Genomic DNA, 17,038 nt, shown 5'->3' on the forward strand with positions numbered 1-17,038 from the left:
GCCTGTTATACCGTGTTTCACTCAGACGCGGACCAGATGGACCTCCGTCACCGGCTTCTTGCCGTGGGACGCATTGAAGCAGCGGCGCACGGCAATCCGTGCCGCCTCCTTCACCTGGGCGTCGTCGGCCCGCGCCGATTTGGGCAGCATCGCCACCGACTCGCGCACCGCATCGACCACGTCCAGCAGCAGGTCGCGGTCGGTCGCCTCGTCGATCAGCCCCATCACCGCCACCTGCGGCGCGGTCATCAGTTCACCCGTCGCGCTCATCACCAGCGTCACCACGGCGGCACCGTTGTTCACCATCCGGTTGCGCGCCCGCATCATGCCGGTGTCGAGCGGCACCAGACGCTTGCCGTCGACCGCCATGCGACCGGCCCGGACATGGGCCACCACACGGGCGCCCTCCGGCCCGTCCAGGCGGAGGATCTCGCCATTGGCAGGCACGATGCTGTGGGCGACTTGGCAATCCTCCGCCAGGGCGGCGTGCGCCTGCTGGTGGCGCTGCTCGCCATGGACCGGCACGGCGATGCTCGGACGCACCCACTGGTACATGCGCACCAGCTCGTCCCGCGCCGGGTGGCCGGACACATGGACCGGCGCCTCGTCCGCTGTCACCAGCTCCACGCCCTGGGTGACGAGCTGGTTCTGCATGCGGCCGATGGCGCGCTCGTTGCCCGGAATCTCGCGAGAGGAGAAGATCACCACGTCGCCGCGCGACAGCGTCACCTGCGGATGGTCGTTGGCGGCGATGCGGGCAAGGGCGGAGCGCGGCTCGCCCTGGCTGCCGGTGCAGATCAGCACCAGCTTTTCCCGCGGCAGATAGCTGGCGTCATGCTCCGACAGGAATTTCGGGACGTCCGCCAGATAGCCGGTGGCCCGCGCCGCTTCGTTGATGCGCCACAGTGACCGGCCGACCAGCGCAACATGGCGGTCATGCGCGGCGGCGGCGGCGGCGATGCTCTCCAGCCGCGCCACGTTGGTGGCGAAGCAGCTGACGGCGATGCGGCGGTCGCGGTAGCGGCCGAACAGCTCCATCAGCGCGGCACGGACGGTCGCCTCCGAACCGGACGCGCCGGGCACCAGCGCGTTGGTGCTGTCGCCGACCAGCGCCAGTACCCCCTCGTCGCCGATTGCGCGCAGCCGTTCCTCATCCGCCGTCTCGCCGACCAGCGGATCGGGATCGAGCTTCCAGTCGCCGGTGTGCAGGATGGTCCCGGCGGACGTGCGGATGGCGAGCGCGTTCGGCTCCGGGATCGAATGCGTCATGGTGACATATTCGACGGAGAAGGGACCGACCCCCACCGTACCGCCCAGCGGGATCTCGTGGATCGGCACCGTGCTGCTCAGGCCCTTCTCATGCAGCTTGGCGCGCAGGAAGGCCGCGGTGAAGGGCGTGCAATAGACGGGGCAGCGCAACTCCGGCCACAGATACTGGACGGCGCCCAGATGATCCTCATGCGCGTGGGTCAGCACGAGCCCAACCAGATCGTTGCGCCGCGCCGCGATGAAGGCCGGATCGGGCATGATGACGTCGAGCCCGGGCATGGTGTCGTCGGCGAAGGAGATGCCGAGATCCACCATCAGCCATTTACCCTGATGGCAGTAGAGGTTGAGGTTCATCCCGATCTCGCCGGAACCGCCGAGCGGGAGGAAATACAATGCGCCATCCTCCGGAACGAAGGTGTCCGCCGGGGCTTCGGACGTTCCGGCGGCGGTCTTGGAGGATTGTGTCATTGGACCGTGTTGCGCTTGTGGATCAGGAGGAGACCGCGGAGCGTCAGCTCGTTGTCGGTGTGTTCGATGACATGGGTGGCCTTGGCGAAAAGAACAGCCAATCCGCCGGTGGCGACCACCCGCATCGGCTCGCCGTACTCCGCCCGGATGCGGGAGACCAGCCCTTCGATCAGGCCGACATAGCCCCAGAAGATGCCGGACTGCATGCAGGCGATGGTGTTCCTGCCGATCACCTGGGCCGGCGGCTGGATTTCGACGCGCGGCAGCTTGGAGGCCGCCATCTGCAGCGCCTCCAGCGACAGGTTCAGCCCCGGCGCGATCACGCCGCCGCGGTAATTGCCCTCCGCATCCACCACGTCGAAGGTGGTCGCCGTGCCGAAATCGATGACGATCAGCGGCGTCTTGTAGGTCGTGGCAGCCGCCACCGTGTTCACGAGCCGGTCGGCACCGACCTCCTCCGGCCGGTCGACCAAGGCCTTGGCCCCCAGATCGACGCCGGGTTGGCCGACGATCACCGGCTCGCAGCCGAAATGGTCCTTGCACAGCCGCTTCAGATTAAAGGTGGCGCCGGGCACCACGCTGGCGATGATCGCGCCATGGATGTCGACCGGCTTCAGCCCCTTCAGCGCCATCAGGTGGGTCAGCCACACCATGTATTCGTCGGAAGTGCGCTTGGGATCCGTCGCCGTGCGCCAGATGCCGCGCTGGCGGTCGCCGTCATAGATGGCGAACACCACATTCGTGTTTCCGGCGTCAATCGCGAGCAGCATGGCAAAGTCCTGAAGGCGGTGAGCGTTTGAAATCGGTGATGAACGATCAAGGGTCGGTGTGTGGCGGCGCAAAGAACACGTCGCCGGCAGCGATCCGCTGGCGCGGTCCGCCGTCCGTTGGATCAAGCAACAGAACGCCGTCGCTGTCCAGATCGGCGAAGGTGCCGGGGATCGTCCGATCGGCCAGCCTGACCAGGATCGGCCCGCCCAACCCCTTGGCCCGCGACATCCATGCATCGCGCACGGGACCGAAACCATGGACACGCCAGCGGCCGTACCAAGCCGCCAGATGCTCCGCATAGACCTCGAGCAGCGCTCCGGGGCCCATCGGCGGGGCGCCTTCGGCGATCAGGGAGGTCGCACCGTAATCGGCTGTGGGGGGAAAATGCCGCAGGTTGATGCCAACACCCAGCACCACCCAGGCGACCTTGCCGTCCGGCGCCGGCTCCGACTCGAGAAGGATGCCGGACAGCTTGCGGTCATGCACCAGCACGTCGTTCGGCCATTTGCATCGGACGCCGCCGGGATCGGGCAGCACCAATTCGGCGGTTTCGGCAATGGCGAGCGCGGCGACGAAGGAAACCTGGGCGGCTTCCGCGGGAGGCAGGCCGGGCCGCAGGATGGTCGTGCTGTAGAGGTTGCCTTCCGGGGAGGTCCAGGCCCGGCCCCGGCGGCCTCGACCGCTCTCCTGCCGGCGGGCCCAGACAATGGTGCCTTCCGGTTCCCCGGAACGCGACAAGGCCTTCGCCTCGTCGTTCGTGCTGCCGACGGAGTCGAAGGCCTTGATCTGGAAGCCCGGAGGCAGGCGCAGACGCGCCGCCTCCGCTTCGAGCGATACCATCATCGGTCGGATATTACCCGGCGAACAGGGCCGCCGCGGCAGCCGCCGCACCGTTCAGGATCGGCGCCGGAGCGACGAAGAACAGCAGGGTGAACAGGCTGGTCAGCACCAGGACGCCGGTCATGCCGTCGTCATCGACCTTGTCGACCACCACCGCGGGCTCATCGAAATACATGATCTTGATGATGCGCAGATAGTAGAAGGCACCGACGACGCTGGTCAGTACACCGACCACGGCCAGCGTGTATTCCTGGGCGGCCACGGCAGCCAGGAAGACGTAGAGCTTACCGAAGAAACCGGCCATCGGCGGGATGCCGGCCATGGAGAACATGAAGATCGCCATGGTGGCGGCCAGCATCGGGTTGGTCTTGGACAGGCCGGAGAAGTCCTTGATCTCCTCCAGCATCTGGCCCTTGGCCTTCATGCTGAGGATGACGGCGAAGGCACCGATGTTCATGGCGATGTAGAGCGCCATATAGATCAGCACGCCGCGCACGCCGTCCTGCGTGCCGGTGGTCAGGCCCACCAGCGCGTAGCCGACATGGCCGATGGAGCTGTAGGCCATCAGGCGCTTGATGTTGGTCTGCATGATGGCGACGAAGGAGCCGATCACCATCGACAGGATGGCGGTCGCCACCAGAACCTGATGCCACTGGGCGGCGAGATGGCCGAACGGCTCCATCACCACGCGGGTCAGCAGGGCGATGGCCGCAACCTTCGGCGCCGCCGCGAAGAAGGCGGTCACCGGGGTCGGCGCACCTTCATACACGTCGGGCGTCCACATGTGGAACGGAGCGGCCGAGACCTTGAAGGCCAGACCGGCCATCACGAACACCAGACCGATCACCAGGCCCGGCGAAACATGGGCGCCGCCGGCGAACAGGGCGGCCACCTTGTCGAAGGAGGTCGTGCCGGCGAAGCCGTAGACCAGCGAAGCGCCGTACAGCAGCATGCCCGAGGAGAGCGAGCCGAGGACGAAGTACTTCAGGCCGGCCTCCGACGACTTGGCGCTGTCGCGGCGGAAGGCGGCGATGACGTAGAGCGCGAGGCTCTGCGTCTCCAGCCCGACATACAGCGAGATGAAGTCGTTGGCCGAGATCATCATCAGCATGCCGAGCGTGGCGAAGATCATCAGCACCGGGAACTCGAAGCGGGCCATCTGCTCCCGCTCGTTGAAGCCCAGCCCGAGGATCACCGCGAAGGCCGCGGAGACCAGCACCAGCACCTTCATGAAGACGCCGAAGGCATCCATCACGAACATGCCGTTGAAGGTGACGACGCGGCCGCTGCCATAGCCCATCGCCAGTACGGCGGCGAGCAGCATGCAAACGATCGACAGGTAGGAGACGGGACGGGTGAAGCCGTCGCCACGGAACACGCCCAGCATCAGCAGGGCAACGCCCGAGAGCGCCAGGAAGATCTCCGGCAGGGCCGGCCAGATGTCGGGAAACACTGCGGTCATGTCGAAGAACCCCTTACCGAGCGGCGACCGAGACACCGGACGCGGCGTGCGACGCGGCCAGCTTGGTCTGGTAGGTCTGGATCAGCTGCTCGACCGATGCCGAGGTGACGTTCAGGAAGCTGCTGGGATAGATGCCCATCCACAGGACGACGATGATCAGCGGCACGAACACCGCGATCTCGCGCGGGGTCATGTCGAACATCGCCTTGACGTCCGGCTTGGTCAGCTTGCCATAGACGACGCGGCGGTACAGCCACAGCGCATAGGCCGCACCGAGAACCATGCCGGTGGCGGCCAGGGCGGCAACCCAGGTGTTGTCGCGGAAGACGCCCATCAGCACCAGGAACTCGCCGACGAAGCCGGCAGTGCCCGGCAGGCCGACCGAGGCCATGGTCATGAACAGGAAGACCACGGCGTATTTCGGCATGTTCTTCACGAGGCCGCCATAGCGGGCGATCTCGCGGGTGTGCAGCCGGTCATAGACGACGCCGACGCACAGGAACAGTGCGCCCGACACCACGCCGTGCGACAGCATCTGGAACACCGAACCCTCGATGCCCTGCTGGTTCAGCGCGAACATGCCGATGGTTACGAAGCCCATATGGGCGACCGACGAGTAGGCGATCAGCTTCTTCATGTCCTCCTGGGCCAGGGCGACCAGCGAGGTGTAGATCACGGCGACGACCGACAGGGTGTAGATCAGCGGCGCGAAATACTCGGTCGCTTCCGGCAGGATCGGAATGTTGAAGCGCAGGAAGCCGTACCCGCCCATCTTCAGCAGCACGCCGGCCAGGATGACCGAACCGGCGGTCGGCGCCTCGACGTGGGCGTCCGGCAGCCAGGTGTGGACCGGCCACATCGGCACCTTCACCGCGAAGGAGGCGAAGAAGGCCAGCCACAGCCACAGCTGCATGTTGCGCGGGAACTGGGTGGCGGTGATGGTCGGGATGTCGGTGGTGCCGGCCACGTAATACATGGCCAGGATCGCCAGCAGCATCAGCACCGAGCCGAGCAGCGTGTAGAGGAAAAACTTGAAGGCGGCATAGACGCGACGCGGACCGCCCCAGATGCCGATGATCAGGAACATCGGGATCAGGACGCCTTCGAAGAACATGTAGAACAGCACGAAGTCCAGCGCGCAGAACATCCCGATCATCAGGGTTTCCAGCGCGAGGAAGGCGATCATGTATTCCTTGAGGCGGACCTGCACCGACTCCCAGCTCGCCAGGATGCACAGCGGCATCAGGAAGCCGGCCAGGACGACGAACAGCACCGAGATGCCGTCGACGCCCATGTGGTAGTTGATGCCGAACTCAGGGATCCAGCCCGCCTTCTCGACCATTTGGTAGCCGGGATTGCGCGGATCGAAGTTGGCCCAGACCAGCAGGGTCAGGACGAAAGTGACGAGGGTCGTCCACAGCGAGATGTACCGCACGTTCCGCAGCACGTCCGGGGTGTTGCCCCGGCAGAACAGCAGGATCAGCGCGACGCCCACGAGCGGCAGGAAGGTCGCGAACGACAGGATCGGCCAGCTAGCCATTGTTGTTGTTCTCCTTCGAAACCGCTCAGCCGAAGACCGACAGCCAGGCGACGAACAGGACGACCCCGATCACCATGGCAAAGGCGTAGTGATAGACGTACCCCGACTGCAGCCGGCTGGTGCGTGCCGCGATGTCGCGGGTGGCGGCGGCGATGCCGTCCGGACCCACACCGTCGATCACCGCCCCGTCGCCCGACTTCCACAGGCCGTAGCCCAGGGCCTTGGCCGGACGGGTGAACAGCGCATCGTACAGCTCGTCGAAATACCACTTGTTGTAGAGGAACTTGTGGATGCCGCTGAAGGTGCTGGCGATCCGGCCTGGCAGGCGCGGCATCATCACATAGCCGATGTAGGCCATGGCGATGCCGATCAGGCCGACGACCAGCGGAGCGATCGCGACCCAGCCCGGGGTGTGGTGGTGCGCAGCCTCGATGGCGTCGTGGCCGTGCAAGGTCATGATCGCCTTGCCCCAGAACTCCGCACGGTCGTGACCGATGAAATACTCGTGGAAGCCGACACCGGCGAACAGGGCGCCCAGCGTCAGGACCGCCAGCGGGACCAGCATGACGACCGGCGACTCATGGGCGTGGTCGTAGACTTCCTTGTCCATCCGCGGCGTGCCGTGGAAGGTCATGAACAGCAGGCGCCAGGAGTAGAAGGCAGTCAGCAGAGCTGCGGCGATGCCGAGCGCGAAGGCAAAGCGCCCAACGCCACTGCCGGAGGCGAAGGCCGCCTCCAGGATCATGTCCTTGGAATAGTAGCCGGCGAAGAAGGGCAGACCGGCAAGTGCCAGGTTGCCGATCCACATCACCGCGTAGGTGAAGGGGATCTTGCGCCAGACGCCACCCATCTTGCGCATGTCCTGCTCATGGTGCAGGGCATGGATGACCGAGCCGGCGCCGAGGAACAGCAGGGCCTTGAAGAAGGCGTGCGTGAACAGGTGGAACATGGCGGCGCCGTAGGCGGAAACGCCAGCGGCGAAGAACATGTAGCCGAGCTGGGACATCGTCGAATAGGCGATGACCCGCTTGATGTCGAACTGGGTGAAGCCGATGGTCGCCGCGACGAAGGCGGTCAGGCCACCGACCACCGTCACCACTTCGAGCGCCGTCGGGGCGTATTCGAAGACCGGGGACAGGCGGCAGACCATGAAGACGCCGGCGGTGACCATGGTGGCGGCGTGGATGAGCGCCGACACCGGGGTCGGGCCTTCCATCGCGTCCGGCAGCCAGGTGTGCAGGCCGAGCTGCGCCGACTTGCCCATCGCGCCCATGAACAGCAGCAGGCAGGCGATGGTCAGGCCGTTGAAGTCCCAGCTGAGGAAATGCAGCGTCTGGCCGGTCAGCGTCGGGGCCTTGGCGAAGATCGTGTCGAACTGGACGGAGCCGGTCAGCACGAAGATCGCGAAGATGCCGAGCGCGAAGCCGAAGTCACCGACGCGGTTGACCAGGAAGGCCTTCATCGCGGCGGCGTTGGCCGAGGGCTTCTCGTACCAGAAGTTGATCAGCAGGTAGGAAGCCAGACCGACGCCCTCCCAGCCGAAGAACAGCTGGACCAAGTTGTCCGCCGTCACCAGCATCAGCATGGCGAAGGTGAACAGCGACAGGTAGCCCATGAAGCGCGGCTTCTGCGGATCCTCGGCCATGTAGCCGACGGAATAGACGTGCACGCAGGCCGAGACGGTGTTGACGACGATCAGCATCACCGCGGTGAGCTGGTCGACGCGCAGCGCCCACTTCACGTCGAGCGTTCCGCTCTGGATCCAGGTCATCAGCTCGATCGTGCGCGGATGGCCGTGCACGGCGACGTCGAAGAACAGGGTCCAGGACAGGATCGCCGAGACGATGACGGCGCCCGCGGTCACGAACTGCGCGACGCGGTCGCCCACGGTCGGCGGGCCGGCGACGACATGGTGGTCGTCGTGGGCATCGTCGTGCGCGTGGTTCAACTCGTCGTGCGAGATGTGGTGGGCATGATTGTCATGGGCATGGGCGATCTGGGCATGCCCGTGATCGTCATGGCCATGACCGTGGCTTCCGTGACCCGCGGCAGCCGGCTCGGCCTTCGGCCCGCCGAACAGCGCGATCGATCCGGCGACGAGGAACGCCAGGAGCGGAAGGAATACGACTAGCACTTCCATGGCGCCGCCTCAGCCCTTCATCATGTTGATGTCTTCAACTCGGATCGAGCCGCGGTTGCGGAAGTAGACCACCAGGATGGCGAGGCCGATGGCCGCCTCGGCGGCGGCGACGGTCAGGATGATCATGGCGAAGATCTGGCCAACCAGATCGTGCAGGAAGGTCGAGAAGGCGACGAGGTTGAGGTTCACCGCCAGCAGCATCATCTCGATCGACATCAGGATGATGATGACGTTCTTCCGGTTCAGGAAGATGCCCAGCACACCCAGCGTGAAGATGATGGCCGAGACCGTCAGGTAATGTCCGAGACCGATCTCCATGATCACACGCCCTCCCCGGTCGAAACCTTGCGGATGGCGACCACGTCTTCCCGGCGACGGGCGATCTGGGCGCCGACATTCTGTTTGCGCACGCCAGGACGGTGCCGCAGCGTCAGTACGATCGCACCGATCATGGCGATCAGCAGGACGATGCCCGATGCCTGGAACAGGTAGACGTACTGCGTGTACATCAGCCGTCCCAGCGCCTGGGTGTTCGACACCTGATCGAAGGCCGGGGTCGGCGCGCCGGCGATGGCGGCGACGTTCGGAGCCACGATCCAGCCGCCGAGCACCGCAGCCAGTTCGGCCAGCAGGATCAGCCCGACCAGCGCGCCCAGCGGCAGCGCTTCCATAGCACCCTTGCGCAGCTCGCGGAAATTGATGTCGAGCATCATCACCACGAACAGGAACAGCACGGCCACGGCGCCGACATAGACGATGATCAGGATCATCGCGATGAACTCCGCCCCCATCAGAAGGCAGAGACCAGCCGCCTGGAAGAAGGCGAGGATCAGGAAAAGGACGGAGTGAACGGGGTTCCGCGCCGAGATGACCATCACACCGGAGGCCACCAGCAGCGCGGCGAACACGTAGAAGGCGATGCCTTGGAGTATCATCGTTTTTCTCGCTTCCGCTTACCGGTAAGGAGCCTCGGCCGCGAGGTTCTGGGCGATTTCCGCCTCCCAGCGGTCGCCGTTCGCCAGCAGCTTCTGCTTGTTGTAGAAGAGCTCTTCCCGGGATTCGGTGGAGAACTCGAAGTTCGGCCCCATGACCACCGCGTCGACCGGGCAGGCTTCCTGGCACAGGCCGCAGTAGATGCACTTGGTCATGTCGATGTCGTAGCGCGTGGTGCGGCGGCTGCCGTCGTCACGCGGTTCGGCCTCGATGGTGATGGCGAGAGCCGGGCACACCGCTTCGCACAGCTTGCACGCGATGCAGCGCTCTTCGCCGCTCGCATAGCGGCGGAGCACATGCTCGCCGCGGAAGCGCGAACTGATGGGGCCCTTCTCATAGGGGTAGTTCAGCGTGACCTTGGGCTTGAACATGTAGCGCAAGGTCAGCGCCATGCCGCCCAGCAGCTCGGTCAGGAACAGGCTGCGCGCCGCGCGGTCGAGGAACGCCATGGCCTCTTCGTCTCCTTCCTCGCCGGCGGCCGCTCCCGTTCGATGGGTTGGCTCGCCGGCACTCAAATCGACACGTCAATGGTGGGTTCGGTGCAGGCTGGCTTTGCGGCGATGCCGCTTACTTCGGCAGCCAGCCGAAGGTCACCAGGACGCCGGCGGTCAGCACGACCCAGAACAGCGACAGGGGCAGGAAGACCTTCCAACCCAGGCGCATCAGCTGGTCGTAGCGATAGCGCGGCACGGTGGCGCGAACCCAGACGTAGGTGAACAGGCAGAACGCGATCTTCAGCGCGAACCACACGATGCCCGGCACCCAGGTGAAGGGCGCGAAGGGCAGCGGGGGCAGCCAGCCGCCGAGGAACAGGATGCTCGTCATCGCGCTCATCAGGATCATGTTGGCGTATTCGCCAAGGAAGAAGAGCGCGAAGGGAGCGGAGCTGTATTCCACCATGAAGCCGGCCACCAGCTCCGACTCGCCTTCCGGCAGGTCGAAGGGAGCGCGGTTGGTTTCAGCGAGCGCCGAGATGAAGAACATCACGAACATCGGCAGCAGCGGGATGCAGAACCAGACCTTCTCCTGGGCCCGAACGATGTCGGTCAGGTTCAGCGAGCCGACGCACAGCAGCACGGAGATGATGATGAGGCCCATCGAGACCTCATAGGACACCATCTGTGCCGCGGAGCGCAGCGCGCCGAGGAAGGCGTAGCGCGAGTTCGACGCCCAGCCGGCCATCACGATGCCGTAGACGCCCAGCGAGGAGATCGCGAACAGGTACAGCACGCCGACGTTGATGTTGGACAGCACCACCCCGTAGTCGAACGGGATGACCGCCCAGGCGATCAGCGCCAGGAAGAAGGTCAGCATCGGCGCGACGTAGAACACGATGCGGTTGGCGCCTTCCGGCAGGATCTGTTCCTTGGCGAACAGCTTCAGGCCGTCGGCGAAGGGCTGCATCAGGCCGAAGGGGCCAACGATGCTTGGGCCCTGGCGCATCTGCATCGCGCCCATGATCTTGCGCTCGGCATAGGTCATGAAGGCGACGGCGACCAGCAGCGGCACGGTGATCGCCAGGATCTGCAGGACCATAATGATCAGCGGCAGGAGAAAGCCGCTCCAGAACTCAGCCATGGGTGCCAGTCCTCTCCTGAGCAGGGCCCACCAGCGCTTCCGTGCAGTTGGCCATCGTCACCGACGCCCGGCTGATCGGGTCGGTCATGTAGAAGTTGGTGATCGGCGTCACGAAGGGGGCCGCGTCCACCGGACCCTGCGCGCCGAACGGCGCCCAGCTGGCCGGGGTCGTCTCGCCGACCGCGCCGAAGATCGGGTTCGCCGCCATCAGCCGCTGACGCAGCTGGCCGTGGGTGTCGAAGGGCAGCGTGGTGCCCAGGACTTCCGACAGCGCGCGGACGATCTTCCAGTCCTCGCGCGCTTCGCCCGGCGGGAAGACCGCGAGACGGGCGAGCTGCGGACGGCCCTCGGTGTTGACGTAGACTGCGTTCTTCTCGGTGTAGGCGGCACCCGGCAGGATGACGTCGGCGCGGTGGGCGCCGGCATCGCCATGGTGGCCCTGATAGACCACGAAGGCATTGCCGAGCTTCGCCATATCGATCTCGTCGGCACCCAGCAGGTAGACGAAGTCGATCTCGCCCTTCGACGCACCGTCGAGGATGCCGTGAACGTCGCGGCCGCCCTCGCCCGGGAGGAAGCCGGCTTCGATGCCGCCGACCCGCGCGGCGGCGGTGTGCAGCACGTTGAAGCCGTTCCAATCGTCGCGGAACATGCCGTAGGCCTCGCCGACCAGACGGGCGGCGGCCTGGACCGCGAGACCGTCGGCGCGCTGGAAGGCGCCCATGCCGACGATGATCATCGGGTTCTTGGCGGCGCGCAGCGTCTCGGAGAACGGGTGGCTGCCGTCGACCAGCTGCTGCAGCGCGTCCGGACCGGCGCCGATCACGCTGTAGGGGTAGGTCAGGTCGCGCTGCTCGCCGATGGAGGCGATGGTAACGCCGCCGGCCATGTAGCGCTTGCGGATGCGGGCGTTGACCAGCGTGCCTTCCCAGCGCGGGTTGGTGCCGACCAGCAGGATGACGTCGGCCTTCTCGATGCCGGCGATGCCCGAGTTGAACAGGTAGCCCGCCCGCACCGAGGTGTCGAACCGGGCACCGTCCTGGCGGCAATCCAGGTTGGCCGAGCCGAGCCGCGACAGCAGCTCCTTGAGCGCGAACTGCGCCTCGACATCGACCAGATCGCCGGCAATGGCGGCGATGCGGTTGCCGGACAGGCCCTTCAGACGCGCCGCGATGGCGGTGAAGGCTTCGGCCCAGCTGGCCGGGACCAGCTTGCCGTTCTGGCGGATGTAGGGGCGGTCCAGCCGCTGGCGCTTCAGACCGTCATAGGAGTAGCGGCTCTTGTCGTTCAGCCACTCCTCGTTGATGTCGTCGTTGACGCGCGGCAGGATGCGCATCACCTCGGGCCCGCGGGCGTCGACGCGGATGTTCGAGCCGACGGCGTCGAGGACGTCGATGGTCTCTGTCTTGCGCAGTTCCCACGGGCGTGCCGTGAAGGCGTAGGGCTTGTGGGTCAGGGCACCCACCGGGCAGACATCGGCGAGGTTGCCCGACAGCTCCGAGCCGATGGCCTTCTCGACGAAGGTGGTGATCTCCATGTGCTCGCCGCGATAGACGGCGCCGACATCGGGAACACCGGCCACTTCGTTGATGAAGCGGATGCAGCGGGTGCAATGGATGCAACGGGTCATGATGGTCTTGATGACCGGACCCATATACTTGTCCTTGACCGCCCGCTTGTTCTCGCCGTAGCGGCCGCGGTCGAAGCCGTAGGCCATGGCTTGGTCCTGCAGATCGCACTCGCCGCCCTGATCGCAGATCGGGCAATCCAGCGGGTGGTTGATCAGCAGGAACTCCATGACGCCCTTGCGGGCCTTCAGGACGGTTTCGCTGTTGGTGCGGACGACCATTCCGTCGCCGCAGGGCATGGCGCAGGACGCGACCGGCTTGGGCGCGCGCTCCATCTCCACCAGGCACATGCGGCAGTTGGCCGGCACGCTGAGGCGCTCGTGGTAGCAGAAGCGCGGAATCTCGATCCCCAGCTGCTCGCAAGCCTGGAGGATCGAGGTGCCCGGCTCGACCTCGATCTCGATCCCGTCGATGGTCAGTTTCGGCATGGGAACGGGAACTCCTTACTCGGCCGCCAGCGGGGCGCTGTTGCGGTAGGCCTGGATGCGCCGCTCCACTTCCGGACGGAAGTGGCGGAACAGGCCCTGAATCGGCCAGGCGGCAGCGTCGCCGAGCGCGCAGATGGTGTGGCCTTCGACCTGCTTGGTGACCTGCAGTAGCATGTCGATCTCTTCCATGCGCGCGTTGCCGGTGACCATGCGCTGCATGACGCGGCTCATCCAGCCGGTGCCTTCGCGGCAGGGCGTGCACTGGCCGCAGGACTCATGCGCATAGAAGGACGACAGGCGGGCGATGGCCTTCACGATGTCGGTGGACTTGTCCATCACGATCACCGCGGCGGTGCCGAGGCCCGACTGAACTTCGCGCAAGGAGTCGAAGTCCATCAGGACGGTGTCGCAGATCGACTTGGGCAGGACCGGGACCGAAGAGCCGCCTGGGATGATGCCCAGCAGGTTGTCCCAGCCGCCGCGCACGCCGCCGGCATGCTTCTCGATCAGCTCCTTTAGCGGGATGCCCATCTCCTCTTCCACGTTGCACGGCTTGTTGACGTGCCCGGAGATGCAGAAGAGCTTGGTGCCCGAGTTCTTCGGACGGCCGAGGCCGGCGAACCAGGAGGCGCCGCGCCGCAGGATGGTCGGAACGACGGCGATGGATTCGACGTTGTTCACCGTGGTCGGGCAGGAATAGAGGCCGGCCTGGGCGGGGAACGGCGGTTTGTTGCGCGGCTGCCCCTTCTTGCCCTCGATCGACTCGATGAGCGCGGTTTCCTCGCCGCAGATGTAGGCGCCGGCACCGCGGTGGATGTAGACGTCGTAATCGTAGCCGGTGCCGCAGGCGTTCTTGCCGATCAGCCCCGCCGCATACGCCTCGTCGATGGCGCGCTGGACGTTGGAGCCCTCGTTGTAGAACTCGCCGCGGATGTAGATGTAGCAGGCGCTGGCGCCGATGGCGAAACCGGCGATCAGGCAGCCCTCGATCAGCTTGTGCGGATCGTGGCGCAGGATGTCGCGGTCCTTGCAGGTGCCGGGCTCGCCCTCGTCGGCGTTGATGACGAGATAGACGGGCTTGTCGGTCACGTTCTTCGGCATGAAGGACCACTTCATGCCGGTCGAGAAGCCGGCGCCGCCACGGCCGCGCAGCCCCGATTCCTTCACCTGCTCGATGATCCAGTCCCGGCCATTGGCCAGGAAGGATGCCGTGTTGTCCCAATCACCGCGCTTGCGGGCCCCGTCAAGACCGAAGTCCTGGTAGCCGTAGAGGTTGGTGAAGATGCGGTCCTCATCGCGAAGCATCGCTGTCCCCTCCCCCTCAATCGTCCGCTTGCGCGGTGGTGGCGTCCGCTTGCGCGGTGGTAAAGGTCTTCAGCGTCGTCGGGCCGCCGACCGGCTCCGAGGACTGACGACCGGTCTGCGAGCCGGGCTTCGGCGTCTCGCCGCGCGCCAGCGCGTCGAGGATGCGCTCCATATGCTCCGGGGCCACGTCTTCGTAGTAATCGTCACCGATCTGCACAACCGGCGCGTTGACGCAGGCGCCCGAGCACTCGACCTCGCCCAGCGTGAACTGGCCGTCGGCCGTGGTCTCGCCCACCTCGATGCCGAGCTTCTTCTTGCAGGTGTGGACGATGTCGTCCGACCCGCGCAGCCAGCAGGGCGTGGTGGTGCAGACCTGGATGTGGTGCCGGCCGACCGGGTTCTTGTTGTACATCGTGTAGAAGGTCGCGACCTCGTACACGCGGATGCGCGGCATGCCCAGCAGGTCGGCCACGGCGTCCATGGCGACGCGCGGCAGCCAGCCGCCGTTCTGGCGCTGTGCCACGTCCAGCAACGGCATGCAGGCACTGGCCTGCTTGCCCTGCGGGTACTTGGCGATGATGCGCTTCGCCAGCTCCAGGTTTTCCTGGCTGAAGGTGAAGCTGGTCGGCTCGGCGTGGCCGTGATCGGAAGCGGGCGCGCTCATCGATCGATTTCTCCGAAAACGATGTCCATCGAGGCGATGTTGGCGACGGCGTCGGCCAGCATGTGACCCTTCGACATGAAGTCCAGGCCCTGAAGATGGGCGAAGCCCGGCGCGCGGATCTTGCAGCGGTAGGGCTTGTTGGTGCCGTCGGACACCAGATACACGCCGAACTCGCCCTTGGGCGCCTCGATGGCGGTGTAGGTCTCGCCGGCGGGAACGTGGAAGCCCTCGGTGAAGAGCTTGAAGTGGTGGATCAGCGCTTCCATCGAGCGCTTCATCTCGCCGCGCGGCGGCGGGGACACCTTGCGGTCCTCGATCTTGTACGGACCGGCCGGCATCTCCTTGCAGCACTGGCGGATGATGCGCAGCGACTGCTTCATCTCCTCCATGCGGACCAGATAGCGCGCCCAGCAGTCGCCGGTCAGGCCGACCGGGACGTCGAACTCCATGCGGTCATAGACCTCGTAGGGCTGCGACTTGCGCAGATCCCAGGCGACGCCGGAGCCGCGCAGCATCGGACCGGTGAAGGCCCAGTCGAGCGCCTGCTCCTTGGTGACGATGCCGATATCGACCGTGCGCTGCTTGAAGATGCGGTTCTCGGTCAGCAGGCTCTCGAGGTCGTCCATGAACTTCGGAAAACGCTCGGTGAAGGCCCAGATGTCGTCCAGCAGCCCGTCCGGAATGTCCCAGGCGACGCCGCCCGGCCGGAAATAGTTGGCGTGCAGGCGGGCACCCGACACACGCTCGTAGAACTCCATGAGGATTTCGCGTTCCTCGAAGCCCCACAGCGCCGGGGTGATCGCGCCGACGTCGAGCGCACCCGTCGTGATCGACAGGATGTGGTTCAGGATGCGCGTGATTTCCGAGAACAGCACGCGGATGTACTGGGCGCGCAGCGGCGCCTTGATCTGCAGCAGGTTCTCGATGCCGAGCACATAGGCGTGCTCCATGCACATCGGGCTGACATAGTCCAGGCGGTCGAAATACGGCACGGCCTGGATGTAGGTCTTGTACTCGATCAGCTTCTCGGTGCCGCGATGCAGCAGGCCGATGTGCGGATCGCAACGCTCCACCACCTCGCCGTTCAGCTCCATCACCAGACGGAGCACGCCGTGGGCGGCCGGATGCTGCGGCCCGAAATTCATCGTGTAGGGCTTGATCTGCGTCTTGGTCTCCGGACCGGAGGCGCTGATCGCCCCGTTCGGACCCGTCGAGACGACGCCGGTCGCCGAGTCGGTCGAAACGGTCATGCTCACGGCTTCTTGCTCCCGTCCTGGAGGGCCGCCTTTTCATCGCCGGGCAGCATGACGTTGGTCATGCCTTCCCACGGGCTGAGGAAGTCGAAGGCGCGGAAATCCTGGGTCAGACGGACCGGCTCATAGATCACGCGCTTCTGGTCCTCGTCGTAGCGGGCTTCGACGTAGCCGGTCAGCGGGAAGTCCTTGCGGAAGGGGTGCCCCTCGAACCCGTAGTCGGTGAGGATGCGGCGCAGGTCCGGATGGTTCTCGAAGAAGACGCCGAACAGAATCCCACGCCTCGCGCTCGAACCAGTTCGCGGCGCTGAAGACGGAAACGGCCGACGGGACCGGAGTGTCCTCGTCGGTGGCCAGCTTCACGCGCATGCGCCGGTTGTGGGTATAGCTGAGCAGCTGGTAGACGACCTCGAACCGCTCCGCGCGGTCGGGGTAATCGACCGCGGTGATGTCGGTCAGCTGCTCGAACCGGGTGTCCGGGTCGTCGCGCAGCGCGGTCAGCACCGCCAGGATGGCCGGCCGCTCGACCGTCACCATCAGTTCGCCGAGCTTCACCTCGACCTTGAGGACGTCGCCGCCGATCTTGGCGGCGATGACGTCCCCGAGTTCCTTCAACGCCTGTTCGGACATGGGTGGGACCCTGCCTTCCTACTTGTCTTCAGCGCGCTTGTCGTTCGTCCCGCCTCCGGAGGCCGGAGG

Annotated in this window: 14 protein-coding genes and 1 pseudogene; all 15 read right to left on the bottom strand. The window is 65.7% G+C overall.

The features are described 5' to 3' along the window. Nucleotides 1-21: 21 nt before the first annotated feature. The 15 genes and pseudogenes from ACWPN8_RS11625 to ACWPN8_RS11695 all read right to left on the bottom strand — a co-directional run bounded on the left by ACWPN8_RS11625 (nt 22) and on the right by ACWPN8_RS11695 (nt 16,969). The gene (locus tag ACWPN8_RS11625; protein ID WP_492240857.1) at nt 22-1,737 is read right to left on the bottom strand and encodes a ribonuclease J; all 1,716 of its coding nucleotides are present in this window, start codon (nt 1,735-1,737) and stop codon (nt 22-24) included. Continuing rightward, nucleotides 1,734-2,507 (bottom strand): type III pantothenate kinase, encoded by a 774-nt coding sequence (locus ACWPN8_RS11630; protein WP_492240858.1) that lies wholly within the window; start codon nt 2,505-2,507, stop codon nt 1,734-1,736. The genes ACWPN8_RS11625 and ACWPN8_RS11630 overlap by 4 nt, the downstream gene beginning before the upstream one ends. 46 nt (nt 2,508-2,553) lie before the next feature. Then, entirely contained in the window at nt 2,554-3,351 is a 798-nt protein-coding gene (locus ACWPN8_RS11635; RefSeq protein ID WP_492240859.1) for a biotin--[acetyl-CoA-carboxylase] ligase, read from the bottom strand. Between the two features lie 10 nt (nt 3,352-3,361). Next, nucleotides 3,362-4,810 carry an NADH-quinone oxidoreductase subunit NuoN gene (nuoN, locus tag ACWPN8_RS11640; protein ID WP_492240860.1) on the bottom strand — a complete coding sequence of 483 codons (1,449 nt, stop codon included), beginning with the start codon at nt 4,808-4,810 and terminating at the stop codon, nt 3,362-3,364. 13 nt (nt 4,811-4,823) lie between these two features. Further along, nucleotides 4,824-6,350, bottom strand: coding sequence for an NADH-quinone oxidoreductase subunit M (locus ACWPN8_RS11645; protein ID WP_492240861.1), 1,527 nt, complete (start codon nt 6,348-6,350; stop codon nt 4,824-4,826). A gap of 25 nt (nt 6,351-6,375) precedes the next feature. Continuing rightward, nucleotides 6,376-8,490, bottom strand: a complete 2,115-nt coding sequence (gene nuoL, locus ACWPN8_RS11650; RefSeq protein WP_492240862.1) for an NADH-quinone oxidoreductase subunit L — start codon at nt 8,488-8,490, stop codon at nt 6,376-6,378. A 9-nt stretch (nt 8,491-8,499) separates the two neighbouring features. Continuing rightward, nucleotides 8,500-8,808, bottom strand: coding sequence for an NADH-quinone oxidoreductase subunit NuoK (gene nuoK / locus ACWPN8_RS11655; protein WP_014248409.1), 309 nt, complete (start codon nt 8,806-8,808; stop codon nt 8,500-8,502). 2 nt (nt 8,809-8,810) lie between these two features. Continuing rightward, entirely contained in the window at nt 8,811-9,425 is a 615-nt protein-coding gene (locus ACWPN8_RS11660; RefSeq protein WP_109052070.1) for an NADH-quinone oxidoreductase subunit J, read from the bottom strand. Between the two features lie 18 nt (nt 9,426-9,443). Next, entirely contained in the window at nt 9,444-9,932 is a 489-nt protein-coding gene (gene nuoI, locus ACWPN8_RS11665; RefSeq protein WP_042693501.1) for an NADH-quinone oxidoreductase subunit NuoI, read from the bottom strand. 118 nt (nt 9,933-10,050) lie between these two features. Continuing rightward, nucleotides 10,051-11,061, bottom strand: a complete 1,011-nt coding sequence (nuoH, locus tag ACWPN8_RS11670) for an NADH-quinone oxidoreductase subunit NuoH (protein WP_109096496.1) — start codon at nt 11,059-11,061, stop codon at nt 10,051-10,053. After that, nucleotides 11,054-13,117, bottom strand: coding sequence for an NADH-quinone oxidoreductase subunit NuoG (gene nuoG, locus ACWPN8_RS11675; RefSeq protein ID WP_492240863.1), 2,064 nt, complete (start codon nt 13,115-13,117; stop codon nt 11,054-11,056). Before nuoG ends, nuoH begins: the two co-directional genes overlap by 8 nt. Before the next feature lie 15 nt (nt 13,118-13,132). Next, the gene (nuoF, locus tag ACWPN8_RS11680) at nt 13,133-14,422 is read right to left on the bottom strand and encodes an NADH-quinone oxidoreductase subunit NuoF (RefSeq protein WP_109052068.1); all 1,290 of its coding nucleotides are present in this window, start codon (nt 14,420-14,422) and stop codon (nt 13,133-13,135) included. A 16-nt stretch (nt 14,423-14,438) separates the two neighbouring features. Beyond that, the gene (nuoE, locus tag ACWPN8_RS11685) at nt 14,439-15,086 is read right to left on the bottom strand and encodes an NADH-quinone oxidoreductase subunit NuoE (RefSeq protein ID WP_492240864.1); all 648 of its coding nucleotides are present in this window, start codon (nt 15,084-15,086) and stop codon (nt 14,439-14,441) included. Beyond that, nucleotides 15,083-16,231, bottom strand: coding sequence for an NADH-quinone oxidoreductase subunit D (locus ACWPN8_RS11690; protein ID WP_244560922.1), 1,149 nt, complete (start codon nt 16,229-16,231; stop codon nt 15,083-15,085). The genes nuoE and ACWPN8_RS11690 overlap by 4 nt, the downstream gene beginning before the upstream one ends. Nucleotides 16,232-16,338: 107 nt before the next feature. Continuing rightward, a pseudogene (locus tag ACWPN8_RS11695) lies at nt 16,339-16,969 on the bottom strand (NADH-quinone oxidoreductase subunit C). Nucleotides 16,970-17,038 lie beyond the last annotated feature (69 nt).

The organism is Azospirillum sp. UENF 112521, assembly GCF_058780665.1.